The sequence below is a fragment of the Streptomyces globisporus C-1027 genome (assembly GCF_000261345.2).
Classification (GTDB): domain Bacteria; phylum Actinomycetota; class Actinomycetes; order Streptomycetales; family Streptomycetaceae; genus Streptomyces; species Streptomyces pakalii.
Map to the genome: position 1 here is coordinate 4,817,168 of NZ_CP013738.1, position 24,984 is coordinate 4,842,151.

The 24,984-nt window shown below is 68.1% G+C and carries 21 protein-coding genes and 3 tRNA genes; 20 read left to right on the forward strand and 4 right to left on the reverse strand.

Translation table 11 applies throughout. The annotated features are described in order from the left end of the window. Positions 1–18: 18 nt before the first annotated feature. On the reverse strand, positions 19–1,314 hold the full coding sequence (locus tag WQO_RS21220) for an amidohydrolase family protein (protein ID WP_010058829.1): 1,296 nt from the start codon (positions 1,312–1,314) through the stop codon (positions 19–21). A gap of 255 nt (positions 1,315–1,569) precedes the next feature. Between WQO_RS21220 and WQO_RS21225 the strand changes: the two genes are divergently transcribed. From WQO_RS21225 to WQO_RS21250, 6 genes are all read left to right on the forward strand, one after another. After that, positions 1,570–1,642, forward strand: a tRNA-Thr gene (locus tag WQO_RS21225). A 45-nt stretch (positions 1,643–1,687) separates the two neighbouring features. Beyond that, positions 1,688–1,760: transfer RNA gene (locus WQO_RS21230), tRNA-Met, on the forward strand. An 88-nt stretch (positions 1,761–1,848) separates the two neighbouring features. Continuing rightward, on the forward strand, positions 1,849–2,013 hold the full coding sequence (gene rpmG / locus WQO_RS21235) for a 50S ribosomal protein L33 (protein ID WP_003956487.1): 165 nt from the start codon (positions 1,849–1,851) through the stop codon (positions 2,011–2,013). A 124-nt stretch (positions 2,014–2,137) separates the two neighbouring features. Beyond that, positions 2,138–2,590, forward strand: coding sequence for a MaoC family dehydratase N-terminal domain-containing protein (locus WQO_RS21240; protein WP_010058828.1), 453 nt, complete (start codon positions 2,138–2,140; stop codon positions 2,588–2,590). Next, positions 2,590–3,018 carry a MaoC family dehydratase gene (locus WQO_RS21245; protein ID WP_010058826.1) on the forward strand — a complete coding sequence of 143 codons (429 nt, stop codon included), beginning with the start codon at positions 2,590–2,592 and terminating at the stop codon, positions 3,016–3,018. Before WQO_RS21240 ends, WQO_RS21245 begins: the two co-directional genes overlap by 1 nt. A gap of 86 nt (positions 3,019–3,104) precedes the next feature. Next, the gene (locus tag WQO_RS21250; RefSeq protein WP_010058825.1) at positions 3,105–4,160 is read left to right on the forward strand and encodes a UDP-N-acetylmuramate dehydrogenase; all 1,056 of its coding nucleotides are present in this window, start codon (positions 3,105–3,107) and stop codon (positions 4,158–4,160) included. A gap of 27 nt (positions 4,161–4,187) precedes the next feature. Here WQO_RS21250 and WQO_RS21255 read toward each other — a convergent pair whose 3' ends face one another. Beyond that, the gene (locus WQO_RS21255; RefSeq protein WP_010058824.1) at positions 4,188–4,823 is read right to left on the reverse strand and encodes an NAD(P)-dependent oxidoreductase; all 636 of its coding nucleotides are present in this window, start codon (positions 4,821–4,823) and stop codon (positions 4,188–4,190) included. Positions 4,824–4,924: 101 nt separating this feature from the next. On the opposite strand from WQO_RS21255, the gene WQO_RS21260 reads away from it, so the two are divergent. Further along, positions 4,925–5,515 (forward strand): TetR/AcrR family transcriptional regulator, encoded by a 591-nt coding sequence (locus WQO_RS21260; RefSeq protein WP_010058823.1) that lies wholly within the window; start codon positions 4,925–4,927, stop codon positions 5,513–5,515. On the opposite strand, the gene WQO_RS21265 is transcribed toward WQO_RS21260, so the two are convergent. Both WQO_RS21265 and WQO_RS21270 read right to left on the reverse strand, forming a co-directional pair. After that, complete coding sequence (locus WQO_RS21265) at positions 5,508–6,521, reverse strand: adenosine deaminase (protein WP_010058822.1); 1,014 nt, start codon at positions 6,519–6,521, stop codon at positions 5,508–5,510. The genes WQO_RS21260 and WQO_RS21265 overlap by 8 nt on opposite strands. A 128-nt stretch (positions 6,522–6,649) precedes the next feature. Next, complete coding sequence (locus WQO_RS21270; protein WP_010058821.1) at positions 6,650–7,876, reverse strand: pyridoxal phosphate-dependent aminotransferase; 1,227 nt, start codon at positions 7,874–7,876, stop codon at positions 6,650–6,652. Positions 7,877–8,088: 212 nt separating this feature from the next. Here WQO_RS21270 and WQO_RS21275 point away from each other — a divergent pair. From WQO_RS21275 to fusA, 13 genes are all read left to right on the forward strand, one after another. Continuing rightward, positions 8,089–8,161: transfer RNA gene (locus WQO_RS21275), tRNA-Trp, on the forward strand. A 106-nt stretch (positions 8,162–8,267) separates the two neighbouring features. Continuing rightward, positions 8,268–8,555 carry a preprotein translocase subunit SecE gene (gene secE / locus WQO_RS21280; protein ID WP_010058820.1) on the forward strand — a complete coding sequence of 96 codons (288 nt, stop codon included), beginning with the start codon at positions 8,268–8,270 and terminating at the stop codon, positions 8,553–8,555. Positions 8,556–8,629: 74 nt separating this feature from the next. Next, positions 8,630–9,472 (forward strand): transcription termination/antitermination protein NusG, encoded by an 843-nt coding sequence (gene nusG / locus WQO_RS21285; RefSeq protein WP_010058819.1) that lies wholly within the window; start codon positions 8,630–8,632, stop codon positions 9,470–9,472. Positions 9,473–9,649: 177 nt separating this feature from the next. Continuing rightward, entirely contained in the window at positions 9,650–10,084 is a 435-nt protein-coding gene (rplK, locus tag WQO_RS21290) for a 50S ribosomal protein L11 (protein ID WP_010058817.1), read from the forward strand. Positions 10,085–10,164: 80 nt separating this feature from the next. Continuing rightward, entirely contained in the window at positions 10,165–10,887 is a 723-nt protein-coding gene (rplA, locus tag WQO_RS21295; RefSeq protein WP_010058815.1) for a 50S ribosomal protein L1, read from the forward strand. Between the two features lie 173 nt (positions 10,888–11,060). Beyond that, entirely contained in the window at positions 11,061–11,966 is a 906-nt protein-coding gene (locus WQO_RS21300; RefSeq protein ID WP_029182118.1) for an SCO4651 family lipoprotein, read from the forward strand. A 273-nt stretch (positions 11,967–12,239) separates the two neighbouring features. Beyond that, the gene (rplJ, locus tag WQO_RS21305; protein WP_010058812.1) at positions 12,240–12,797 is read left to right on the forward strand and encodes a 50S ribosomal protein L10; all 558 of its coding nucleotides are present in this window, start codon (positions 12,240–12,242) and stop codon (positions 12,795–12,797) included. A gap of 84 nt (positions 12,798–12,881) precedes the next feature. Further along, positions 12,882–13,265, forward strand: a complete 384-nt coding sequence (gene rplL, locus WQO_RS21310) for a 50S ribosomal protein L7/L12 (RefSeq protein ID WP_010058811.1) — start codon at positions 12,882–12,884, stop codon at positions 13,263–13,265. Between the two features lie 617 nt (positions 13,266–13,882). After that, on the forward strand, positions 13,883–17,368 hold the full coding sequence (gene rpoB, locus WQO_RS21315) for a DNA-directed RNA polymerase subunit beta (protein WP_010058810.1): 3,486 nt from the start codon (positions 13,883–13,885) through the stop codon (positions 17,366–17,368). Between the two features lie 98 nt (positions 17,369–17,466). Then, positions 17,467–21,366 (forward strand): DNA-directed RNA polymerase subunit beta', encoded by a 3,900-nt coding sequence (locus WQO_RS21320; protein ID WP_006126878.1) that lies wholly within the window; start codon positions 17,467–17,469, stop codon positions 21,364–21,366. Positions 21,367–21,821: 455 nt separating this feature from the next. Beyond that, on the forward strand, positions 21,822–22,193 hold the full coding sequence (gene rpsL / locus WQO_RS21325) for a 30S ribosomal protein S12 (RefSeq protein ID WP_003948652.1): 372 nt from the start codon (positions 21,822–21,824) through the stop codon (positions 22,191–22,193). 2 nt (positions 22,194–22,195) lie between these two features. After that, positions 22,196–22,666: a 30S ribosomal protein S7 gene (rpsG, locus tag WQO_RS21330; RefSeq protein WP_003966970.1), complete on the forward strand. Its 471-nt coding sequence runs from the start codon at positions 22,196–22,198 to the stop codon at positions 22,664–22,666. Positions 22,667–22,704: 38 nt separating this feature from the next. Further along, positions 22,705–24,834 carry an elongation factor G gene (fusA, locus tag WQO_RS21335; RefSeq protein ID WP_010058807.1) on the forward strand — a complete coding sequence of 710 codons (2,130 nt, stop codon included), beginning with the start codon at positions 22,705–22,707 and terminating at the stop codon, positions 24,832–24,834. Positions 24,835–24,984 lie beyond the last annotated feature (150 nt).

The following is a 24,984-nucleotide window of genomic DNA, read 5'->3' on the forward strand; positions in this document are numbered from 1 at the left end:
CCGGGGACCGGGTCGCGCTCAGTTCCTCGGCCCGGCGCCGGGGTCGGGCCTGCCCTGGCGCGGCAGCCCGCCGAGGCCCGCGGCGGCGTCGGCGTCGGAGTCGCAGTACTCGCGTACGGCGCTGGTACGGGCCACGATCCGGCCGCGGTGGATGACGATGCGGCTGTACGCGAGGGAGAGCGCCGCGGAGAGCCGTTCGCCGCGTACGGCGAGGAGCTCGGCCGGGAAGCCCGCCTCGACGCGTACGTCGGGCAGGCCGAGGGCCGCACGGGCGCTCGTGGAGACCAGGGCGTACGCCTGCTCGGCGCGCAGCCCCGCCTGCGAGGCGAGGAGGTAGGCGGCTTCGAGCGGATCGCCGCGGCCGACCGGGTTGGCCGTGTCCCGCAGCGCGCCGCTGCCCGCCGTGACGTGCACGCCGGCGGAGCGCAGAAGGCGTACGGGGGCGGTCGTACGGCGCTCGGAACCGGCGCAGCCGCCCTGGGGCAGGCAGACCACGGTGATCCCGGCGGCGGCGAGCCGGTCGGCGGCGCGGGCCGCCGCGTCCAGGGGCAGGTGGGCCAGACCCGCGCAGGGGCCGAGGGCGACACCCGGGCGCAGCCCTGAGACCATCGCGGCGAGCCGGGCCAGGCGGGCGGGATCATCGGCGTCGGTGTGCAGGTCGACGGGGCAACCGTGCTCGGCGGCGATCTCCAGGACGGCTTCGGTGTAGCCCGTGGGGTCGGGGTCGAGGTCGGGGCAGCCGCCGACGACGGCCGCGCCCATCTTCACCGCGTCCCTGAGCATCGCGAGGCTGTCCGCTCCGGCGATGCCGGTGAGGAGCCGGGGGACCGCGACGGGCAGCACGTCGGCGAGGCCGCGCAGGGCGCGCCGGGTCTGGAGGACGGCTTCGAGCGGGGCGAGGCCCTGGACGTCGCCGACGCGGACGTGGGTGCGCAGGGCGGTGGCGCCGTGGCCGAGCTGGAGGAGGGCCGCCTCCGTGGCGCGGCGCTGGATGTCCTCGGAGCGGTGGGACGCGGGGCCGGGGCTGTCGGGGCCCAGACTGTCCGCGGTGAGGGCGGTGTCGCTGTGGGCGTGGGGTTCGGCCGGGGCGGGGAGCAGCAGATAGCCGCGGAGGTCGATCCGGGGGCCGCGGGCGGTGAGGCTGCCCGCGGTGCCCACGGCCTCGATCCGGCTGCCGCTCAGGCGTACGTCCACGGCCCGGCCGTCGGCGAGGCGGGCGCCGCCGAGGACGAGGGCGGGGGTGTCGGCGGTGGTGGCTGCGTCGGCGCTGTCGGGCGCGTTGTCGTCGGGCCGCCGTGGCTGGCTGTCAGGCATCGCGCTCCTGGGAGGGGTGCAAGATCACACGGAGTGACCACACCCTAGGGGCGTGCGGGGGCGGCTTCCGGGAGGAGCGGAATAGTCGTACCGGTGCGCCTGCGTCGGCGGCGGACCGGGCCGGGTCCGCATGAGGACGCGTCCTGGATCAAGGCCTGATCAGGGGGTGTGGGAGGCCCCGGACAGGGGCCCGGAGGATGCGGCACAAACGGATTTGGGCAACCGGCCGAGGACCGTGTAATGTCTTCATCGCTCGCCCCAATAGCTCAGTCGGTAGAGCGTCTCCATGGTAAGGAGAAGGTCTGCGGTTCGATTCCGCATTGGGGCTCTGGTGATCGGGAAACCCCGCTTCGGCGGGGGGACTCATCATCAAAGCGGTGTAGCTCAGTCGGTAGAGCAAGCGGCTCATAATCGCTGTGTCACCGGTTCAAGTCCGGTCACCGCTACTAACGGTAGCCGATTGTTGGGTCGGTCCTTCGATCGGCTACCCTTTTATGCGTTCATCCGTCCAACGTCCGTCCAAGGAGCACTCACGTGGCTGCCACCGACGTCCGCCCGAAGATCACGCTGGCCTGCGTGGAGTGCAAGGAGCGGAACTACATCACCAAGAAGAACCGGCGTAACAACCCGGACCGTCTTGAGATGAAGAAGCACTGCCCGCGCTGCAACTCGCACACCGCGCACCGCGAAACGCGCTGAATCAGGCTCGTACACGAGGCCGTCCCCTCTGGGGGCGGCCTCGTGTCGTTGTATGAGGTCGCTCCCCGCACGGGGGCGTGCCCTTGTTCGTCTTTCACCAGGTTTCTCAGGAGGTAGCGAGCTCATGGCGCTCGACCAGTCCTTCGTGGGGCGGACCTATCCGCCCACTCCGGCGTACGAGGTCGGCCGGGAGAAGATCCGCGAGTTCGCCGAGGCGGTGGGCGACACCCACCCGGCGTACGTCGACCGGGAGGCCGCCCGTGCGCTCGGTCACGCCGATGTGATCGCGCCGCCCACGTTCGTCTTCTCGATCACCTACCGGGCCGCCGGAGTGGTGGTGCAGGACCCGCAGCTGGGCCTGGACTACAGCCGCGTGGTCCACGGGGACCAGAAGTTCCGTTACGTGCGCCCGGTGCGGGCGGGGGACCGGCTGACGGTCACGTCGACGATCGAGAGCATCAAGTCCCTGGCGGGCAACGACGTTCTCGACATTCGCGGGGATGTGCACGACGAGGCCGGCGAGCTGGTGGTCACGGCGGTCACGAAGCTGGTGGCGCGCGCCGCCGAGGAGGCGTGATGACGGCGAAGGTCTCTTACGGGTCGGTCGAGGTCGGCACCGAGCTGCCGGCGCGGTCGTTCCCGGTGACGCGGGCCACGCTCGTGCAGTACGCGGGCGCCTCGGGCGACTTCAACCCGATCCACTGGAACGAGAAGTTCGCGCGCGAGGTCGGACTGCCGGACGTGATCGCGCACGGCATGTTCACGATGGCCGAGGCGGTCCGGGTCGTCACGGACTGGGCCGGCGATCCGGGCGCGGTCGTCGACTACGGGGTGCGGTTCACCAAGCCGGTCGTCGTGCCCAACGACGACAAGGGCGCGCTGATCGAGGTCAGCGGCAAGGTCGCGGCGAAGCTGGACGACAACCTGGTCCGGGTGGACCTGGTCGCGATGTGCGACGGCAAGAAGGTGCTGGGGATGTCCCGGGCCGTGGTCCGGCTCGCCTGAGACACGGCCGTCCGAGCCGCCGGACATCGGCGTACGGTCCGTGGCCCCGCACGAGCGGCGGGGGCGCGGACCGTACTCTTGTCCCCGTGCAGGAACTCCACGACGCCCCCCTCGCCCCCCTGACCACCTTCCGGCTCGGCGGCCCCGCCGCCCGGCTGCTGACCGCCACGACCGATGCCGAGGTGATCGCCGCCGTCCGCGAGGCCGACGCGAGCGGCACCCCGCTGCTGGTCGTCGGCGGCGGCTCCAACCTGGTCATCGGGGACAAGGGCTTCGACGGCACCGCGCTGCGCATCGCCACCCAGGGCTTCGAGCTCTCCGGTACGTCACTGGAGCTGGCGGCCGGAGAGGTGTGGACCGACGCCGTCGCCCGGACCGTCGAGGCGGGCCTCGCGGGCATCGAGTGCCTGGCGGGCATCCCCGGATCCGCGGGCGCGACACCCATTCAGAACGTCGGCGCGTACGGACAGGAGGTGTCCTCCACCATCACGGAGGTCGTCGCCTACGACCGGCGCACCCAGGAGACCGTGACGATTCCGAACACGGAGTGCGCGTTCTCGTACCGGCACAGCCGCTTCAAGGCCGAACCCGACCGCTTCGTGGTGCTGCGTGTCCGATTCGAGCTGGAAGAGGCAGACGGGCTTTCCGCGCCCCTGAAGTACCCCGAAACGGCCAGGGCCATGGGCGTCACGCAGGGCGACCGCGTCCCGCTGCCGGCCGCCCGCGAGACCGTTCTGCGACTGCGCGCGGGCAAGGGCATGGTGCTGGACCCGGAGGACCACGACACCTGGTCCGCGGGGTCCTTCTTCACCAACCCGATCCTCGACGCGGCCGCCTTCCAGGAGTTCCTCGGCCGGGTCCGCGACCGCCTCGGGCCGGACGTGACGCCCCCGGCGTTCCCCGCCGAGGACGGCCGCACCAAGACCTCGGCGGCCTGGCTGATCGACCGGGCCGGATTCACCAAGGGGTACGGCAGCGGCCCCGCCCGGATCTCCACCAAGCACACCCTCGCCCTCACCAACCGGGGCGCGGCCACCACCGAGGACCTGCTCGCCCTGGCCCGCGAGGTCGTTGCCGGAGTGCACGAGGCCTTCGGCGTCACCCTGGTCAACGAGCCGGTGACGGTGGGCGTCAGCCTGTAACACGGCGGACGCGCGGGGCGTACGCGCTCAGTACGCGATGCCCACGCCCTGCTTCACGGCCGCCGGGTCGTCGATCAGCGCGAGCATCGCGTGCGCCACGTCGGCCCGGGAGATGGTCCGGCTGCTGCGCGGCGTGCCGCCCACGGCCTTGCGGTAGGCGCCCGTGCGCGGCCCGTCCGTCAGCCTCGGCGGGCGCACCGCGGTCCAGTCCGTCGCGCTGCCGGCCAGCACCGCCTCCATCCGGGCGAGATCGGCGTACAGATCTCCGAACACCGCCCTGACCAGCGTGAGTGACAGCCGGTCGGTCAGGGGATCACCGACCGCCTTCGGCCCGACCGGCACCGCGCTCACCGCCAGCAGCCGCCGGGTCCCCTCGGCCGCCATCGCCGACACGATCCGCCCGGTGAGCCGCTCGGCGACGCCGTTCGCCTTCCGGCCGCGCGCACCCAGCCCCGAGAGCACCGCGTCGCGCCCCGCCACCGCCGCCCGCACCGCCGCCTCGTCGTCCAGCCGGACGACACCGTGCAGCACCGCGCGGTCCAGCGCTTCCGGGAGCCGGTCCGGATCCCGGGCCACGACGGTCACCTCGTGGCCCGCCTCGATCGCCTGGCCCGTGATCTCCTGGCCGACACCCCCGGTCGCCCCGAACACGGTGATCTTCATAGCGCGCCCCTCTGGAGTGGGTGAGTGTTTACTAACCTCTAGAGTGGGTGACCTTCCGCCCGGTCGTCAAGAATGCCGGGTCACGGCCTGTTGGAGCTCGCATGGACCAGAAGCCCGCCCGCGTCCGGATCGTCGACGCGGCGTACGAGCTGATGCTGTCCATCGGCCTCGCCCGGACCACCACCAAGGAGATCGCCAAGGCGGCCGGCTGCTCGGAGGCGGCGCTCTACAAGTACTTCTCCGGCAAGGAAGAGCTGTTCGTCACCGTCCTGGCGGAGCGGCTGCCCCGGCTCATCGGCCTCCTCGACGAACTGACCGCCGGTGAAGGCAGCGTCGAGGGCAACCTCACCGACATCGCCCGCCATGCCGCCCTGTTCTACGAGCAGACCTTCCCCATGGCCGCGTCCCTGTACGCCGAACCCCAGCTCAAGCGCCGCCACGAGCAGGGCGTGGGAGGCGTGGAGTCCGGGCCCCACCTGCCGATCCAGCAGCTCGACGCCTATCTGCGCGCCGAGCAGGGTGTGGGCCGTGTCCGGGCGGGCGTGGACACCTACGCCGCCGCCTCCCTGCTGCTGGGCGCCTGCGCCCAGCGGGCCTTCGCCTACTCCACGCTGCCCGGCGGCCAACCCCCGCCGCCCCTGGACGACTTCGCCGCCTCCCTCGCCCGTACGCTCCTGGCCGGGATCAGTTAGCCAGCCAGTCGTCGATCCCGGACAGCAGCTTCGCCTGTACGTCCGCGGGAGCCGCTGATCCGCGCACCGACTGGCGGGCCAGTTCGGCCAGCTCCTCGTCGGTGAAGCCGTGGTGGCGGCGCACCAGCTCGTACTGGGCGGCCAGCCGTGAACCGAACAGCAGCGGATCGTCCGCTCCCAGCGCCATCGGCACGCCCGCGTCGAACAGAGTGCGCAGGGGGACGTCGGCGGGCTTCTCGTAGACGCCGAGCGCCACGTTGGACGACGGGCACACCTCGCAGGTGATCTGCCGCTCGGCGAGCCTGCGCAGCAGCCGGGGGTCCTCGGCCGCCCGCACACCGTGGCCGATCCGCGAGGCGTCCAGGTCGTCGAGGCAGTCGCGCACGCTGGAGGGCCCCGACAGCTCCCCGCCGTGCGGAGCGGCCAGCAGGCCGCCGTCCCGGGCGATGGCGAAGGCCCGGTCGAAGTCGCGGGCCATCCCGCGCCGCTCGTCGTTGGAGAGCCCGAAGCCGACGACGCCCCGGTCGGCGTACCGCACGGCGAGCCGGGCCAGCGTGCGGGCGTCCAGCGGGTGCTTCATCCGGTTGGCGGCGATCACCACGCGCATGTCCAGGCCGGTGTCCCGGGAGGCGCTGTCCACGGCGTCCAGGATGATCTCGATGGCCGGGATCAGCCCGCCGAGCAGCGGGGCGTACGAGGTGGGGTCGACCTGGATCTCCAGCCAGCCGGAGCCGTCCGCGACGTCCTCCTGGGCGCTCTCCCGCACCAGGCGCTGGATGTCCTCGGGGGACCGCAGGCAGGACCGGGCGATGTCGTAGAGCCGCTGGAAACGGAACCAGCCGCGCTCGTCGGTCGCCCGCAGTTTCGGCGGCTCCCCGCCGGTCAGGGCGTCGGGGAGATGGACCCCGTACTTGTCGGCGAGTTCGAGCAGGGTGGTGGGCCGCATCGACCCGGTGAAGTGCAGGTGCAGGTGGGCCTTGGGCAACAGACGTACATCACGCTCCATCGGAAGATCCTGCCGCACGGGCGGGCCGGAGCGGTAGCCGCTTTCCCCTTCCGGGGGCTGCTCGAACAAAAAAAGCGCCCCCGGCCGGAGGAAATTCCGGCGGCCGGGGGCACTGACGCGCGGGCTTCTCAGGCCTTGGCCTCGCCCAGCAGCTTCTGGATCCGCGAGACGCCCTCGATCAGGTCGTTGTCGCCCAGTGCATAGGAAAGGCGCAGGTAGCCGGGGGTGCCGAAGGCCTCTCCCGGCACGACGGCGACCTCCGCCTCGTCCAGGATCAGGGCGGCCAGCTCGACCGTGGAGGCCGGGCGCTTGCCGCGGATCTCCTTGCCGAGCACGTCCTTGACCGCCGGGTAGGCGTAGAACGCGCCCTCGGGCTCGGGGCAGAACACGCCGTCGATCTCGTTCAGCATCCGCACGATGAGGTTGCGGCGGCGGTCGAAGGCGGTGCGCATCTCGGCGACGGCGTCCAGCGGGCCGGAGACGGCCGCGAGCGCGGCGACCTGGGCGACGTTGGAGACGTTGGAGGTGGCGTGCGACTGGAGGTTGGTCGCGGCCTTGACGACGTCCTTGGGGCCGATGATCCAGCCCACCCGCCAGCCGGTCATCGCGTACGTCTTGGCGACGCCGTTGACGACGATGCACTTGTCACGCAGCTCCGGGACGATCGCCGGGAGCGAGGTGAAGGTCGCGTCGCCGTAGACGAGGTGCTCGTAGATCTCGTCGGTCAGGACCCACAGGCCGTGCTCGACGGCCCAGCGGCCGATCGCCTCGGCGTCGGCCTCGCTGTAGACCGCGCCGGTCGGGTTGGACGGCGAGACGAACAGGACGACCTTCGTCTTCTCGGTGCGCGCGGCCTCCAGCTGCTCGACGGAGACCCGGTAGCCGGTGGTCTCGTCGGCGACGACCTCGACCGGGACACCGCCGGCGAGCCGGATCGACTCGGGATAGGTGGTCCAGTACGGGGCGGGGACGATGACCTCGTCGCCCGGGTCGAGAATCGCGGCGAAGGCCTCGTAGATGGCCTGCTTGCCGCCGTTGGTCACCAGGATCTGGCTGGCGTCGACCTCGTAGCCGGAGTCGCGCAGCGTCTTCTCCGCGATGGCGGCCTTGAGCTCGGGCAGTCCGCCTGCGGGGGTGTAGCGGTGGTACTTCGGGTTGCGGCAGGCCTCGACCGCGGCGTCGACGATGTAGTCGGGCGTCGGGAAGTCGGGTTCGCCGGCCCCGAAGCCGATCACCGGACGCCCGGCGGCCTTGAGGGCCTTGGCCTTGGCGTCGACGGCGAGGGTCGCGGACTCGGAGATCGCACCGATGCGGGCGGAAACCCGGCGCTCGGACGGTGAAGTTGCAGCGCTCATGGCCCCATGCTTGCAGACCGCGAAAGCCGTCGGCGCAGGGGTTTCAGGGACCGGACACGACCTGGACAGCATCCGGACAGGACCGGTCGGTTGTTGTCTGTTCGACGCGGCGGCCCTGAGCACGTACACTCACCTGTCGTTGGCCTTCACCAGCCGCACCGTTCCTGCACCCGGTCACCGGGGAAGATGCGGTAGGTTGGTGGAAACCACCAAGGGTCGTAGCTCAATTGGTAGAGCACTGGTCTCCAAAACCAGCGGTTGGGGGTTCAAGTCCCTCCGGCCCTGCTACACACTCCTTCGCCAGGATGTGTGCGCATGTACGTACTTCATTGCACAGCCGTGCGGCTCCACCGGGCGCGGCACGGCCACGACCCGGAATCAGGTGAGTAGCGTGACGGACGCCGTGGGCTCCATCGACATGCCTGATGCCGATGATGAAGCTCCCGAGTCGAAGAAGAAGGCTCGGAAGGGCGGCAAGCGCGGCAAGAAGGGCCCTCTGGGCCGGCTCGCGCTGTTCTACCGCCAGATCGTCGCCGAACTCCGTAAGGTTGTCTGGCCGACGCGTAGCCAGCTCACGACGTACACCTCCGTGGTGATCGTGTTCGTCGTCGTCATGATCGGTCTTGTTACCGTTCTCGACATGGGCTTCGCCCGGGTCGTCAAGTACGTCTTCGGCTGATCACGCGGAAGGCGTCGGACCCCGGCGCCCCTTTCGCACGTTCCACCCTTTGTATCCAGGAAGAAGCAGCCATCGTGTCTGACCCGAACCTGAACGACGCCGTCGAGCCCGAGGCGGGCGCCTCAGAGTCCGCCAAGGACGAGCTCGACATCGTTGAGGCTGCTGATTCCGTGGACCCGGACCAGGCCGAAGCCGCCGAGGGCGAGGACGCGGCAGTCGACGAGGCGGCCGAGGCCGTCGAGACCGTCGAGGAAGAGGCCGACGAGGCCGACGAGGAGGAGGCCGAGCCGGCCGCCCCCGTCGACCCCATCGCCGCCCTGCGCGACGAGCTCCGCACCCTCCCCGGCGAGTGGTACGTCATCCACACGTACGCCGGTTACGAGAAGCGCGTGAAGGCCAACCTGGAGCAGCGCGCCGTCTCGCTGAACGTGGAGGAGTTCATCTATCAGGCCGAGGTGCCTGAAGAGGAAATCGTCCAGATCAAGAACGGCGAGCGCAAGAACGTCCGGCAGAACAAGCTCCCCGGCTACGTGCTGGTGCGCATGGACCTGACGAACGAGTCCTGGGGCGTCGTGCGGAACACGCCGGGCGTCACCGGCTTCGTGGGCAACGCCTACGACCCGTACCCGCTGACCCTGGACGAGATCGTCAAGATGCTCGCGCCGGAGGCCGAGGAGAAGGCCGCCCGCGAGGCCGCCGAGGCCGAGGGCAAGCCCGCTCCGGCCCGCAAGGTCGAGGTCCAGGTGCTGGACTTCGAGGTCGGCGACTCGGTCACCGTCACCGACGGCCCGTTCGCCACGCTGCAGGCCACGATCAACGAGATCAACGCCGACTCGAAGAAGGTCAAGGGCCTCGTCGAGATCTTCGGCCGCGAGACCCCGGTCGAGCTCAGCTTCGACCAGATCCAGAAGAACTAGGCGCTTCCCGCCGCTTTCTGGACACATGCCTACCCAGCAGGTCAGAGGGGCTCCACAGCCGCTCTGACCTGCTGGGTTTTTGGTCGCACAGCTATACCCGTTATCGTTGTGCGGTATGCCTCCATCCGGATGACCGGAATGGCGGCGAAACACTCTCACTAGGACCCGGAGAGAGCAATGCCTCCCAAGAAGAAGAAGGTCACGGGGCTTATCAAGCTCCAGATCAACGCCGGTGCGGCGAACCCGGCCCCGCCGGTCGGCCCCGCGCTCGGTCAGCACGGCGTCAACATCATGGAGTTCTGCAAGGCCTACAACGCCGCGACCGAGTCGCAGCGTGGCATGGTCGTGCCGGTGGAGATCACGGTCTACGAGGACCGCTCCTTCACCTTCATCACCAAGACTCCGCCGGCCGCCAAGCTGATCCTCAAGGCCGCGGGTGTGGACAAGGGCTCCGGCGAGCCGCACAAGACCAAGGTCGCCAAGCTGACGGCTGCCCAGGTCCGCGAGATCGCCACGACGAAGCTCCCCGACCTGAACGCCAATGACCTCGACGCCGCGTCGAAGATCATCGCCGGCACCGCCCGTTCCATGGGCATCACGGTCGAAGGCTGATTCAGCCCCGTAACCCCCAGTGGTAGGACCAAGCGCTGGTCCGCACCACGACTCCACACTCTGAAACCACAGGAGCAGAAGTGAAGCGCAGCAAGAACCTCCGCGCTGCGGACGCCAAGATCGACCGGGAGCGCGTGTACGCCCCGCTCGAGGCCGTCCGTATCGCCAAGGACACCGCCACCACGAAGTTCGACGGCACCGTCGAGGTCGCCTTCCGCCTGGGTGTCGACCCGCGCAAGGCCGACCAGATGGTCCGCGGCACCGTGAACCTCCCGCACGGCACCGGCAAGACCGCCCGGGTCCTGGTCTTCGCGACCGGTGACCGTGCTGCGGCCGCGGAAGCCGCCGGAGCCGACATCGTCGGCGCCGACGAGCTCATCGACGAGGTGGCGAAGGGCCGTCTGGACTTCGACGCTGTCGTCGCCACCCCGGACCTCATGGGCAAGGTCGGCCGTCTGGGCCGCGTGCTCGGTCCGCGTGGTCTGATGCCGAACCCGAAGACCGGCACCGTCACCCCCGATGTCGTCAAGGCTGTCAACGACATCAAGGGCGGAAAGATCGAGTTCCGCGTCGACAAGCACTCCAACCTGCACTTCATCATCGGCAAGGTCTCGTTCGACGAGACCAAGCTGGTGGAGAACTACGCAGCGGCGCTGGAGGAAGTCCTCCGTCTGAAGCCGTCCGCCGCCAAGGGCCGCTACATCAAGAAGGCCGCTCTGACGACCACGATGGGCCCCGGCATCCCGCTGGACGCCAACCGCACCCGCAACCTCCTCGTCGAGGAGGACCCGGCAGCCGTCTGAGCCCTCGCGCTCACCCGGTAGCCGCGTCGGACGCGTGCACTGTGTGAACGGGCCCCGCAACCTTTCGAGGTGCGGGGCCCGTCCTCGTATCCGTAAGGCCCCACGCCTGTCAGTGCCCTGTGCCACTGTGGGCTGCTGGGGACGACGGACGACACGAGGGGTGGACCGACACCATGAGGACGAGCACGGCACGACGCATGGGTACGGCTCTGGCCGCCGCGGCGGCACTGACGTCGATGGCGGCCTGCAGTGGCTCCGACGGCGCCGGCGGCTCCGGGAAGGGCAAGGCGGACGCCGTCGCCAAGGCGAGCCCCGTGGCCGCGCTGAAGCAGGTGCAGCAGAAGACCGGCGGCGCCCGGTCCGCGAAGGTCGAGGGCACCACCGAGATGGGCAGCGCGGTGTCCATGAAGCAGTCCGGGGCCATCGGCTGGGCTGACGGACTCTCGGGCGCGCTCACCATCACGTACACCGGCGGGACCATGGGCGAAGCCCTGAAGAAGGCCGGCGGCGACGGATCGGTCGAGGCGCGCTACTTCAAGGACGAGTACTACGCCAACCTGGGCGCCGGCATGGCGGCCAACACCGGCGGCAAGAACTGGATCCGGTACTCCTACAAGGACCTCGCCGAGCTGGGCGGTGCCTCCGGCGACGTCATGAAGGACCAGATCCAGAACAGCACCCCCGACCAGGGCGTGAAGGCGCTCCTGGCCTCCGGCGACGTCAAGAAGGTCGGCCAGGAGGACGTCCGCGGGGTCTCCGCCACGCACTACTCCGGCACGATCGACGTGGCCGAGCTGACCGCGAAGAACAGCGACCTGGACGCGCAGCAGCTGGCCGCGTTCAAGGAGCAGCTGGCGCTGGCCGGGGTGACCACCCAGACCGTCGACATCTGGGTCGACGAGAACGACCTGCTGGTGAAGAAGACCGAGCGCGGCGAGATGAAGACCGGCACGTTCAACTCCACGCTCTTCTACAGCGACTACGGCACCGAGGTCCCCTCGGACCGGCCGGAGGCCTCGGACACCGTGGACTTCAAGGAGCTGCTGAAGCAGGGCGGCACCCCGGGCAGCGCCTCCTGACACCTTTCCCACGGGACGAACAGGGACGGATTTGCCCGCCGCCCGTCCGGTCGCGTACTCTCACTAGGAAGCCAAAGACCGCTGGTCGTCGCTGTTCCTCTCAAGGGGACGGTGACCGAAGGTTCCGCTAGATCGGACGACCTGCGCAGGTGACTGTGGAATCGCTCCCGGACTCTGTTCGGTCGAGCTGCGCCCTGGCACTTGTGCTGGGGCGTTTCGTCTTTCCCGGCCCCTTCTGAGCGGTCCTCATCACCCGGAAGGAGGCCGACGCTCATGTCAAGGCCCGACAAGGCTGCCGCGGTAGCCGAGCTCGCGGATCAGTTCCGCAGCTCGAACGCCGCCGTGCTGACCGAGTACCGGGGTCTCACCGTGGCGCAGCTCAAGACGCTGCGCCGTTCGCTCGGTGAGAACGCCCAGTACGCCGTGGTGAAGAACACGCTGACCAAGATTGCGGCCAACGAGGCCGGGATCGACGCGCTGGACGACCTGTTCTCGGGTCCGACGGCGGTTGCCTTCGTCACCGGTGACCCGGTGGAGTCGGCGAAGGGTCTTCGTGACTTCGCCAAGGACAACCCCAACCTCATCATCAAGGGCGGTGTCCTTGACGGTAAGGCGCTGTCCGCCGATGAGATCAAGAAGCTCGCGGACCTCGAGTCCCGCGAGGTTCTGCTCTCCAAGCTGGCCGGTGCTTTCAAGGGCAAGCAGACGCAGGCGGCGCAGGTCTTCCAGGCCCTGCCCTCCAAGTTCGTCCGCACCGCGGAAGCTCTTCGCGCCAAGAAGGAAGAGCAGGGCGGTGCCGGTACTCCGGCTCCCGCCGAGGCCGCCGAGTAATCACGCTCAGCGGTCCAGCGGGCTCCACGTACGCCCGCCGACATATACATCCGGCACCTGCCGAATAGTGGAAGGACGCCTGTCATGGCGAAGCTGTCCCAGGACGACCTGCTCGCGCAGTTCGAAGAGATGACCCTCATCGAGCTCTCCGAGTTCGTGAAGGCCTTCGAGGAGAAGTTCGACGTCACCGCCGCCGCGGCCGTCGCCGTCGCCGGCCCGGCCGGCCCGGGCGCCGTCGCCGAGGCCGCTGAGGAGCAGGACGAGTTCGACGTCATCCTCACCGGCGCCGGCGAGAAGAAGATCCAGGTCATCAAGGTCGTGCGTGAGCTGACCTCGCTGGGTCTGAAGGAGGCCAAGGACCTCGTCGACGGCACCCCGAAGCCGGTCCTCGAGAAGGTCGCCAAGGAGGCCGCCGAGAAGGCTGCCGAGTCCCTCAAGGCCGCCGGCGCTTCCGTCGAGGTCAAGTAACACCTCGGGAGTCCTCGGGACTCCCTGGGCACGTCACGTGCCCGCGCCAAGGGCGATCACCCATCCGGGTGGTCGCCCTTCGGCGTGCCCGGGGCGGGTGCCTTGCTCTTCCGCCGGTGACGAGTAGGGTGATCTTCGCCGTGCGCCTCCCGCAGCCCTCTCCAGGGCGTCCCGCGGGTTCCCGGGGGTGGCCGGTGAAGGCTCCTGGCGGGTCCGATCGGACCGGCGGGCCTTGACGAACCGGACGCGGCGCGCAATTCTCAGGACGCGTCATCACTTCGATCCGTATCCGAGGCATGGATCGAGAGTGAAGAGGGAAGTAAAGAAGCGCGCACCCCGCGCGAGGGCAAGACATAGGTGTTGAGAACAGCTGTTGAGAGCAACGTGGGTCTCTGAGAACCCCGACTGGACATCAGTGTGCCGCTTGGCTACACTGACCCTTTGCGCTGCCTGTTAGCTGCCTCCTGCCCGTCACCAGGGGCATGCCCACGCTGAAGCACCGAGAACCGACCCCCTCCGACCTGGTCGTTTGCGACCGATTCGGAACGGCCTGTCTTTGTGTCCAGAGTGGGACCGGTACGCGCGTAGTGAGTCCGAGCCCTCGGAAGGACCCCCTCTTGGCCGCCTCGCGCAACGCCTCGACCGCGAATACGAACAACGGTGCCAGCACCGCCCCGCTGCGCATCTCTTTTGCAAAGATCAAGGAGCCCCTCGAGGTTCCGAACCTCCTCGCGCTGCAGACCGAGAGCTTTGACTGGCTTCTCGGCAACGCCGCCTGGAAGGCTCGCGTCGAGGCTGCTCTGGACAGTGGACAAGACGTCCCCACCAAGTCCGGCCTGGAGGAGATCTTCGAGGAGATCTCTCCGATCGAGGACTTCTCCGGGTCGATGTCGCTTACGTTCCGCGACCACCGCTTCGAGCCCCCGAAGAACTCGATCGACGAGTGCAAGGAGCGCGACTTCACGTTCGCCGCGCCGCTCTTCGTCACGGCCGAGTTCACCAACAACGAGACCGGCGAGATCAAGTCCCAGACGGTCTTCATGGGCGACTTCCCGCTCATGACCAACAAGGGCACCTTCGTCATCAACGGCACCGAGCGTGTCGTCGTGTCGCAGCTGGTCCGCTCGCCGGGTGTCTACTTCGACTCCTCCATCGACAAGACGTCCGACAAGGACATCTTCTCCGCCAAGATCATCCCCTCCCGGGGTGCCTGGCTGGAGATGGAGATCGACAAGCGCGACATGGTCGGTGTCCGCATCGACCGCAAGCGCAAGCAGTCCGTCACCGTCCTCCTGAAGGCTCTCGGCTGGACCACCGAGCAGATCCTCGAGGAGTTCGGCGAGTACGAGTCCATGCGCGCCACCCTGGAGAAGGACCACACCCAGGGCCAGGACGACGCACTGCTCGACATCTACCGCAAGCTGCGTCCGGGCGAGCCGCCGACCCGCGAGGCCGCTCAGACGCTGCTCGAGAACCTCTACTTCAACCCGAAGCGCTACGACCTCGCGAAGGTCGGCCGCTACAAGGTGAACAAGAAGCTCGGCGCCGATGAGCCGCTGGACGCCGGGGTGCTCACCACCGACGACGTCATCGCGACCATCAAGTACCTGGTCAAGCTGCACGCCGGCGAGACCGAGACGATCGGTGAGTCCGGCCGGGAGATCGTCGTCGAGACCGACGACATCGACCACTTCGGCAACCGTCGTCTGCGCAACGTCGGCGAGCTCATCCAGAACCAGGTCCGTACGGGCCTGGCGCGGATGGAGCGCGTCGTGCGCGAGCGCATGACCACCCAGGACGTCGAGGCGATCACGCCGCAGACCCTGATCAACATCCGGCCGGTCGTCGCCTCCATCAAGGAGTTCTTCGGCACCAGCCAGCTGTCGCAGTTCATGGACCAGAACAACCCGCTGTCGGGTCTCACCCACAAGCGCCGTCTGTCGGCTCTTGGCCCGGGTGGTCTCTCCCGTGAGCGGGCCGGCTTCGAGGTCCGAGACGTGCACCCGTCCCACTACGGACGCATGTGCCCGATCGAGACCCCCGAAGGCCCGAACATCGGTCTGATCGGCTCGCTCGCCTCGTACGGCCGCGTCAACGCGTTCGGCTTCATCGAGACGCCGTACCGCAAGGTCGTCGACGGCCAGGTCACCGACGACGTCGACTACATCACCGCCGACGAGGAGGACCGCTTCGTCATCGCCCAGGCGAACGCGACCCTCAACGACGAGCTGCGCTTCACCGAGCCGCGCGTCCTGGTCCGCCGTCGTGGCGGAGAGGTCGACTACGTGCCCGGCACGGACGTCGACTACATGGACGTCTCGCCGCGCCAGATGGTGTCCGTCGCCACCGCGATGATCCCCTTCCTGGAGCACGACGACGCCAACCGTGCCCTCATGGGCGCGAACATGATGCGTCAGGCGGTGCCGCTGATTAAGTCGGAGGCCCCGCTCGTCGGCACCGGCATGGAGTACCGCTGCGCCACCGACGCCGGCGACGTCCTCAAGGCCGAGAAGGACGGTGTGGTCCAGGAGGTCTCCGCGGACTACATCACCGTCACGAACGACGACGGCACGTACACCACGTACCGCATCGCCAAGTTCATGCGCTCCAACCAGGGCACCTCGGTCAACCAGAAGGTCGTCGTCTCCGAGGGCGACCGGATCATCGCCGACCAGGTGCTCGCCGACGGACCGGCCACCGAGAACGGTGAGATGGCCCTCGGCAAGAACCTGCTCGTGGCGTTCATGCCGTGGGAGGGTCACAACTACGAGGACGCGATCATCCTGTCGCAGCGCCTCGTGCAGGACGACGTCCTCTCCTCGATCCACATCGAGGAGCACGAGGTCGACGCCCGTGACACCAAGCTCGGCCCGGAGGAGATCACCCGGGACATCCCGAACGTCTCCGAGGAGGTCCTCGCCGACCTCGACGAGCGCGGCATCATCCGGATCGGTGCCGAGGTCGTCGCCGGCGACATCCTCGTCGGCAAGGTCACGCCCAAGGGTGAGACCGAGCTGACCCCCGAGGAGCGCCTGCTCCGCGCGATCTTCGGTGAGAAGGCGCGCGAGGTGCGCGACACCTCGCTGAAGGTGCCGCACGGTGAGATCGGCAAGGTCATCGGCGTCCGCGTCTTCGACCGCGAAGAGGGCGACGAGCTGCCGCCGGGCGTGAACCAGCTGGTCCGCGTCTACGTCGCGCAGAAGCGCAAGATCACCGATGGTGACAAGCTCGCCGGCCGTCACGGCAACAAGGGCGTCATCTCCAAGATCCTGCCGATCGAGGACATGCCGTTCCTGGAGGACGGCACCCCGGTCGACATCATCCTCAACCCGCTGGGTGTCCCGTCCCGAATGAACCCGGGACAGGTCCTGGAGATCCACCTCGGCTGGCTCGCCAGCCGCGGCTGGGACGTCTCCGGCCTCGGTGACGAGTGGGCCCAGCGCCTGCAGGCCATCGGCGCCGACCAGGTCGCCCCCGGCACCAACGTCGCCACGCCCGTCTTCGACGGTGCGCGCGAGGACGAGATCTCCGGTCTCTTCGAGGCCACGATCCCCAACCGCGACGGCGACCGCCTGGTCCAGCCCTCCGGCAAGGCCCAGCTGTTCGACGGCCGCTCCGGCGAGCCGTTCCCGGACCCGGTCTCGGTCGGGTTCATGTACATCCTCAAGCTGCACCACCTGGTCGACGACAAGCTCCACGCGCGTTCGACCGGCCCGTACTCCATGATCACGCAGCAGCCGCTGGGTGGTAAGGCGCAGTTCGGTGGTCAGCGCTTCGGTGAGATGGAGGTGTGGGCCCTTGAGGCTTACGGCGCCGCGTACGCCCTCCAGGAGCTCCTGACGATCAAGTCCGACGACGTGACCGGCCGCGTGAAGGTCTACGAGGCCATCGTCAAGGGCGAGAACATCCCCGAGCCCGGCATTCCCGAGTCCTTCAAGGTGCTCATCAAGGAAATGCAGTCGCTCTGCCTCAACGTGGAGGTGCTGTCCTCGGACGGCATGTCCATCGAGATGCGCGACACGGACGAGGACGTCTTCCGCGCGGCGGAGGAACTCGGTATCGACCTGTCCCGGCGCGAGCCGAGCAGCGTCGAAGAGGTCTGACGGGCCGGCCGGCCGCCTCATCCCGAGGCGGCCGGCCCTCCCCGGACCCGTTCAGACCATTGATTGAGACGAGACCCCGAAAGAGGGATTGACGACAAGTGCTCGACGTCAACTTCTTCGACGAGCTGCGGATCGGCCTTGCCACCGCGGACGACATCCGGACCTGGTCGCACGGCGAAGTCAAGAAGCCGGAGACCATCAACTACCGCACGCTCAAGCCCGAAAAGGACGGACTCTTCTGCGAGAAGATCTTCGGTCCGACCCGGGACTGGGAGTGCTACTGCGGCAAGTACAAGCGTGTCCGCTTCAAGGGCATCATCTGCGAGCGCTGCGGCGTCGAGGTCACTCGCGCCAAGGTGCGTCGTGAGCGGATGGGCCACATCGAGCTTGCCGCTCCCGTCACCCACATCTGGTACTTCAAGGGCGTTCCCTCGCGCCTCGGATACCTGCTGGACCTCGCGCCGAAGGACCTGGAAAAGGTCATCTACTTCGCCGCGTACATGATCACGTTCGTGGACGAGGAGCGTCGTACCCGCGACCTGCCGTCCCTGGAGGCCCACGTCTCCGTCGAGCGTCAGCAGACCGAGAACCGCCGCGACGCCGACCTGGAGGCCCGGGCCAAGAAGCTCGAGACCGACCTGGCCGAGCTGGAGGCCGAGGGCGCCAAGGCCGACGTGCGCCGCAAGGTGCGCGAAGGCGCCGAGCGTGAGATGAAGCAGCTGCGCGACCGTGCGCAGCGCGAGATCGACCGCCTCGACGAGGTGTGGAGCCGCTTCAAGAACCTCAAGGTCCAGGACCTGGAGGGCGACGAGCTGCTCTACCGCGAGCTGCGTGACCGCTTCGGCACGTACTTCGACGGCTGCATGGGCGCCGCCGCGCTGCAGAAGCGCCTGGAGTCCTTCGACCTCGACGAGGAGGCCGAGCGCCTCCGCGAGATCATCCGTACCGGCAAGGGCCAGAAGAAGACCCGTGCGCTCAAGCGCCTCAAGGTCGTCTCCGCGTTCCTGCAGACCAGCAACAAGCCCAAGGGCATGGTGCTCGACTGCGTGCCGGTCATCCCGCCGGACCTGCGTCCGATGGTGCAGCTGGACGGTGGCCGCTTCGCGACCTCCGACCTGAACGACCTGTACCGCCGTGTGATCAACCGCAACAACCGCCTCAAGCGTCTCCTTGACCTCGGTGCCCCCGAGATCATCGTGAACAACGAGAAGCGGATGCTGCAGGAGGCCGTCGACGCGCTGTTCGACAACGGCCGCCGCGGTCGCCCGGTCACCGGTCCCGGTAACCGCCCCCTGAAGTCCCTGAGCGACATGCTCAAGGGCAAGCAGGGCCGTTTCCGTCAGAACCTCCTCGGCAAGCGTGTGGACTACTCCGCGCGTTCCGTGATCGTCGTCGGTCCGCAGCTGAAGCTGCACCAGTGCGGTCTGCCGAAGGCGATGGCGCTGGAGCTCTTCAAGCCGTTCGTGATGAAGCGCCTGGTGGACCTGAACCACGCGCAGAACATCAAGTCGGCCAAGCGCATGGTCGAGCGTGGCCGCACCGTCGTGTACGACGTCCTCGAAGAGGTCATCGCCGAGCACCCGGTGCTGCTGAACCGTGCGCCCACCCTGCACCGCCTCGGCATCCAGGCCTTCGAGCCGCAGCTGGTCGAGGGCAAGGCCATCCAGATCCACCCGCTCGTCTGCACCGCGTTCAACGCGGACTTCGACGGTGACCAGATGGCCGTGCACCTGCCGCTCTCCGCGGAGGCGCAGGCCGAGGCCCGCATCCTGATGCTGTCCTCGAACAACATCCTGAAGCCGGCCGACGGCCGTCCCGTCACCATGCCGACCCAGGACATGGTGCTGGGCCTCTTCTTCCTCACCACGGACGACGAGGGCCGCGACGTCAAGGGCGCGGACCGCGCGTTCGGCTCCACGGCCGAGGCCACCATGGCCTTCGACGCCCGCGAGCTGTCGCTCCAGGCGAAGGTCGACATCCGCTTCCCGGTCGGCACCATGCCGCCGCGTGGCTGGGTGCCGCCGGTCGCCGAGGAGGGCGAGCCGGAGTACCAGCCCGGTGACACCTTCCGGCTGCGGACCACCCTGGGCCGTGCGCTCTTCAACGAGCTGCTGCCCGAGGACTACCCGTTCGTCGACTACTCGGTGGGCAAGAAGCAGCTCTCCGAGATCGTCAACGACCTGGCCGAGCGCTACCCCAAGGTCATCGTGGCGGCGACGCTCGACAACCTGAAGGCGGCGGGCTTCCACTGGGCGACCCGTTCGGGCGTCACCGTGGCCATCTCCGACGTCGTCGTGCCCGAGGCCAAGAAGGCCATCGTCAAGGGCTACGAGGAGCAGGACGAGAAGGTCCAGAAGCAGTACGAGCGCGGTCTGATCACCAAGGACGAGCGCACGCAGGAGCTCATCGCGATCTGGACCAAGGCGACCAACGAGGTTGCCGAGGCGATGAACGCGAACTTCCCGAAGACGAACCCCATCTTCATGATGGTCGACTCGGGTGCCCGAGGAAACATGATGCAGATGCGTCAGATCGCGGGTATGCGTGGTCTGGTGTCGAACGCCAAGAACGAGACGATTCCCCGTCCCATCAAGGCGTCCTTCCGCGAGGGCCTCACCGTTCTGGAGTACTTCATCTCCACGCACGGTGCCCGCAAGGGTCTGGCGGACACCGCCCTGCGTACCGCCGACTCGGGTTACCTGACCCGTCGTCTGGTGGACGTCTCGCAGGACGTGATCATCCGCGAGGAGGACTGCGGCACCGACCGCGGCCTGAAGCTGAAGATCGCGGTCAAGGGCGCCGACGGCGTGCTCCGCAAGACGGACGACGTCGAGACCTCGGTCTACGCCCGCATGCTCGCCGAGGACGTCGTGGTGGACGGCAAGGTCATCGCGCCTGCCAACGTCGACCTCGGTGACGTCCTGATCGACGCCCTCGTGGGCGCCGGCGTCGAGGAGGTCAAGACCCGCTCGGTCCTGACCTGTGAGTCCGCGGTCGGCACCTGTGCCTTCTGCTACGGACGCTCGCTCGCCACCGGCAAGCTGGTCGACATCGGTGAGGCGGTCGGCATCATCGCCGCCCAGTCCATCGGTGAGCCCGGTACCCAGCTCACGATGCGTACCTTCCACACCGGTGGTGTGGCCGGTGACGACATCACCCAGGGTCTGCCCCGTGTCGTCGAGCTCTTCGAGGCCCGTACGCCGAAGGGTGTCGCCCCGATCTCCGAGGCCAAGGGCCGCGTGCGGATCGAGGAGACCGAGAAGACCAAGAAGCTCGTCGTCACCCCGGACGACGGCAGCGACGAGACGGCGTTCCCGATCTCGAAGCGTGCCCGTCTCCTGGTGGGCGAGGGCGACGCGGTCGAGGTGGGCCAGAAGCTCACCGTCGGTGCGACCAACCCGCACGACGTGCTGCGCATCCTCGGCCAGCGTGCGGTCCAGGTCCACCTGGTCGGCGAAGTCCAGAAGGTCTACAACTCGCAGGGCGTGTCGATCCACGACAAGCACATCGAGATCATCATCCGGCAGATGCTCCGCCGCGTGACGATCATCGAGTCCGGCGACGCGGAGCTGCTTCCGGGCGAGCTGGTCGAGCGGTCGAAGTTCGAGACCGAGAACCGTCGTGTGGTCACCGAGGGCGGTCACCCCGCCTCTGGCCGTCCGCAGCTGATGGGTATCACCAAGGCCTCGCTCGCCACCGAGTCGTGGCTGTCGGCGGCGTCCTTCCAGGAGACGACCAGGGTCCTCACCGACGCGGCGATCAACGCCAAGTCGGACTCCCTGATCGGCCTCAAGGAGAACGTCATCATCGGTAAGCTCATCCCGGCCGGTACGGGCCTGTCCCGCTACCGCAACATCCGGGTCGAGCCGACCGAGGAGGCCAAGGCCGCGATGTACTCGGCCGTCGGCTACGACGACATCGACTACTCGCCGTTCGGCACGGGCTCCGGCCAGGCCGTTCCGCTGGAGGACTACGACTACGGTCCGTACAACCAGTAAGCGAGTGGCTTGAACGACCGGAGGGCGGTCACCCCTGTACGTCAGGGGGTGGCCGCCCTCCGGCGTGTGCGGGGGCATGCCTTCCCGGGGCCTGGGTGCCCGGCTGACGGCCGGGCGGCGGACGGCGGGCCTCCGGGGCGCCGAGCTGCGCGGGAAGGGGCCACGGGGGTGGTCATCGCCATCGGCGGGCGGGGGTCCGGAGCCGGGGCCGCGGGCGTGGACAGCATTTGTTTTGACCCAGCTGCGTGAGGTAGGTACGCTCAAGCCTTGTGCCTGGGGTGTGCCTGGGCTCGTGTGCGTGTCCTCAGCCGCAGCGCGAGTCCGTCAGTGGCCACCGCAATCTGCGCCCCTTCTGCCCTCAGGGCGGGAGTCCGCAGTATTCGACACACCCGACCGCGTGGGTCGGCGATGTTCCAGGTTAGTTTCACGAACGGCACACAGAAACCGGAGAAGTAGTGCCTACGATCCAGCAGCTGGTCCGGAAGGGCCGGCAGGACAAGGTCGAGAAGAACAAGACGCCCGCGCTCGAGGGTTCGCCCCAGCGTCGCGGTGTCTGCACGCGTGTGTTCACGACCACCCCGAAGAAGCCGAACTCGGCCCTCCGTAAGGTCGCGCGTGTGCGTCTGACCTCCGGCATCGAGGTCACGGCCTACATCCCGGGTGAGGGACACAACCTGCAGGAGCACTCCATCGTGCTCGTGCGTGGTGGCCGTGTGAAGGACCTGCCGGGTGTTCGTTACAAGATCATCCGCGGCTCCCTTGACACCCAGGGTGTCAAGAACCGCAAGCAGGCCCGCAGCCGCTACGGCGCCAAGAAGGAGAAGTAAGAATGCCTCGTAAGGGCCCCGCCCCGAAGCGCCCGGTCATCATCGACCCGGTCTACAGCTCTCCTCTTGTCACCTCGCTGATCAACAAGATCCTGCTCGACGGCAAGCGTTCCACCGCCGAGCGGATCGTGTACGGCGCCATGGAAGGCCTCCGCGAGAAGACCGGCAACGACCCGGTCATCACGCTGAAGCGCGCGCTTGAGAACGTCAAGCCCTCGCTCGAGGTCAAGTCCCGCCGTGTCGGTGGCGCCACCTACCAGGTGCCGATCGAGGTCAAGCCCGGTCGCGCCTCCACCCTCGCTCTGCGCTGGCTCGTCGGTTACTCCCGCGCCCGCCGCGAGAAGACCATGACCGAGCGCCTCATGAACGAACTGCTCGACGCCTCCAACGGCCTCGGCGCTTCGGTCAAGAAGCGTGAGGACACCCACAAGATGGCCGAGTCCAACAAGGCCTTCGCGCACTACCGCTGGTAGTCGCTACCCCCATCGAGACCGAGAGAAGACTGAGCCTTATGGCCACCACTTCGCTTGACCTGGCCAAGGTCCGCAACATTGGGATCATGGCCCACATCGACGCGGGCAAGACGACCACCACTGAGCGGATCCTCTTCTACACCGGTGTGAGCTACAAGATCGGTGAAGTCCACGACGGCGCTGCCACGATGGACTGGATGGAGCAGGAGCAGGAGCGCGGCATCACGATCACGTCCGCCGCGACGACCTGCCACTGGCCGCTCAACAATGTTGACCACACCATCAACATCATCGACACCCCGGGTCACGTCGACTTCACCGTCGAGGTGGAGCGTTCGCTCCGCGTCCTCGACGGCGCCGTCACCGTGTTCGACGGTGTCGCGGGCGTCGAGCCGCAGTCCGAGACCGTCTGGCGACAGGCGGACCGCTACGGCGTGCCGCGTATCTGCTTCGTCAACAAGCTCGACCGCACCGGTGCGGACTTCTTCCGCTGCGTCGAGATGATCGTGGACCGCCTCGGCGCGACCCCGATCGTCATGCAGCTCCCCATCGGCGCCGAAGCGGACTTCACGGGCGTTGTCGACCTTGTGTCGATGAAGGCCTTCGTGTACCCCGAAGAGGCCGCCAAGGGCGAGATGTACAACGTCGTCGACATCCCGGACAACCTCCAGGAGTCCGCCGCCGAGTGGCGCGGCAAGCTCCTCGAGGCCGTGGCCGAGAACGACGACGCCATGATGGAGCTGTACCTGGAGGGCAACGAGCCCACCCAGGAGCAGCTGCACGAGGCCATCCGCCGCATCACGCTGGCGTCGAAGGGCAGTGCCGACTCCGTCACGGTCACCCCGGTGTTCTGTGGCACCGCGTTCAAGAACAAGGGCGTCCAGCCCCTGCTCGACGCGGTCGTGCGCTACCTGCCTTCCCCCCTGGACGTCGAGGCCATCGAGGGCCACGACGTGAAGGACCCGGAGAAGGTCATCGCGCGCAAGCCCTCGGACGACGAGCCGTTCTCCGGCCTGGCGTTCAAGATCGCGAGCGACCCGCACCTCGGCAAGCTCACCTTCGTCCGGATCTACTCCGGTCGCCTGGAGGCCGGCACCGCGGTGCTGAACTCCGTCAAGGGCAAGAAGGAGCGCATCGGCAAGATCTACCGCATGCACGCGAACAAGCGTGAGGAGATCGCATCGGTGGGCGCCGGCGACATCATCGCCGTCATGGGTCTCAAGCAGACCACCACCGGTGAGACGCTGTGCGACGACAAGAACCCGGTCATCCTGGAGTCCATGGACTTCCCGGCGCCGGTCATTCAGGTCGCCATCGAGCCGAAGTCCAAGGGCGACCAGGAGAAGCTGGGTGTCGCCATCCAGCGGCTCTCGGAGGAGGACCCCTCCTTCCAGGTGCACTCCGACGAGGAGACCGGCCAGACCATCATCGGTGGTATGGGCGAGCTTCACCTCGAGGTGCTCGTCGACCGCATGAAGCGCGAGTTCCGCGTCGAGGCGAACGTCGGCAAGCCCCAGGTCGCGTACCGCGAGACGATCCGCAAGGCCGTCGAGCGCATCGACTTCACGCACAAGAAGCAGACTGGTGGTACCGGCCAGTTCGCGAAGGTGCAGATCGCCATCGAGCCCATCGAGGGCGGCGACGCGTCGTACGAGTTCGTCAACAAGGTCACCGGTGGCCGCATCCCCCGTGAGTACATTCCCTCGGTGGACGCGGGTGCTCAGGAAGCCATGCAGTTCGGCATCCTGGCCGGTTACGAGATGGTCGGCGTCCGCGTCACCCTTCTCGACGGTGGTTACCACGAGGTCGACTCCTCGGAGCTCGCCTTCAAGATCGCCGGTTCGCAGGCGTTCAAGGAGGGTGCCCGCAAGGCCTCTCCCGTGCTCCTCGAGCCGATGATGGCCGTCGAGGTCACCACGCCCGAGGACTACATGGGCGATGTCATCGGCGACCTCAACTCCCGCCGTGGCCAGATCCAGGCCATGGAGGAGCGCAGCGGCGCTCGCGTCGTGAAGGGCCTCGTGCCCCTCTCGGAGATGTTCGGCTACGTCGGAGACCTCCGCAGCAAGACCTCGGGTCGCGCAAGCTACTCGATGCAGTTCGACTCCTACGCCGAGGTTCCGCGGAACGTCGCCGAGGAGATCATCGCGAAGGCCAAGGGCGAGTAACTCTCCCGAGCTCACGCTTTAGGCTTGTCACCGGAGCCTGGCGGGCATGCGGCACAGCGCGCGAGCACTGTGCCGTATGCCCCCGGCGCCGGCACCCCAGCAAAGATCACCTGGCGCCGATGAAGCAAGGCGTACAGAACCACTCAGGAG

Coding starts and splice junctions, on each gene's coding strand:
- WQO_RS21270 (WP_010058821.1), bottom strand. CDS start 7,876: ATGAGCGCTGCAACTTCACCGTCCGAGCGCCGGGTTTCCGCCCGCATC.
- WQO_RS21220 (WP_010058829.1), bottom strand. CDS start 1,314: ATGCCTGACAGCCAGCCACGGCGGCCCGACGACAACGCGCCCGACAGC.
- WQO_RS21255 (WP_010058824.1), bottom strand. CDS start 4,823: ATGAAGATCACCGTGTTCGGGGCGACCGGGGGTGTCGGCCAGGAGATC.
- WQO_RS21240 (WP_010058828.1), top strand. CDS start 2,138: ATGGCGCTCGACCAGTCCTTCGTGGGGCGGACCTATCCGCCCACTCCG.
- rpsG (WP_003966970.1), top strand. CDS start 22,196: ATGCCTCGTAAGGGCCCCGCCCCGAAGCGCCCGGTCATCATCGACCCG.
- WQO_RS21265 (WP_010058822.1), bottom strand. CDS start 6,521: ATGGAGCGTGATGTACGTCTGTTGCCCAAGGCCCACCTGCACCTGCAC.
- fusA (WP_010058807.1), top strand. CDS start 22,705: ATGGCCACCACTTCGCTTGACCTGGCCAAGGTCCGCAACATTGGGATC.
- rplJ (WP_010058812.1), top strand. CDS start 12,240: ATGTCAAGGCCCGACAAGGCTGCCGCGGTAGCCGAGCTCGCGGATCAG.
- rplK (WP_010058817.1), top strand. CDS start 9,650: ATGCCTCCCAAGAAGAAGAAGGTCACGGGGCTTATCAAGCTCCAGATC.
- WQO_RS21260 (WP_010058823.1), top strand. CDS start 4,925: ATGGACCAGAAGCCCGCCCGCGTCCGGATCGTCGACGCGGCGTACGAG.
- WQO_RS21245 (WP_010058826.1), top strand. CDS start 2,590: ATGACGGCGAAGGTCTCTTACGGGTCGGTCGAGGTCGGCACCGAGCTG.
- rplL (WP_010058811.1), top strand. CDS start 12,882: ATGGCGAAGCTGTCCCAGGACGACCTGCTCGCGCAGTTCGAAGAGATG.
- WQO_RS21300 (WP_029182118.1), top strand. CDS start 11,061: ATGAGGACGAGCACGGCACGACGCATGGGTACGGCTCTGGCCGCCGCG.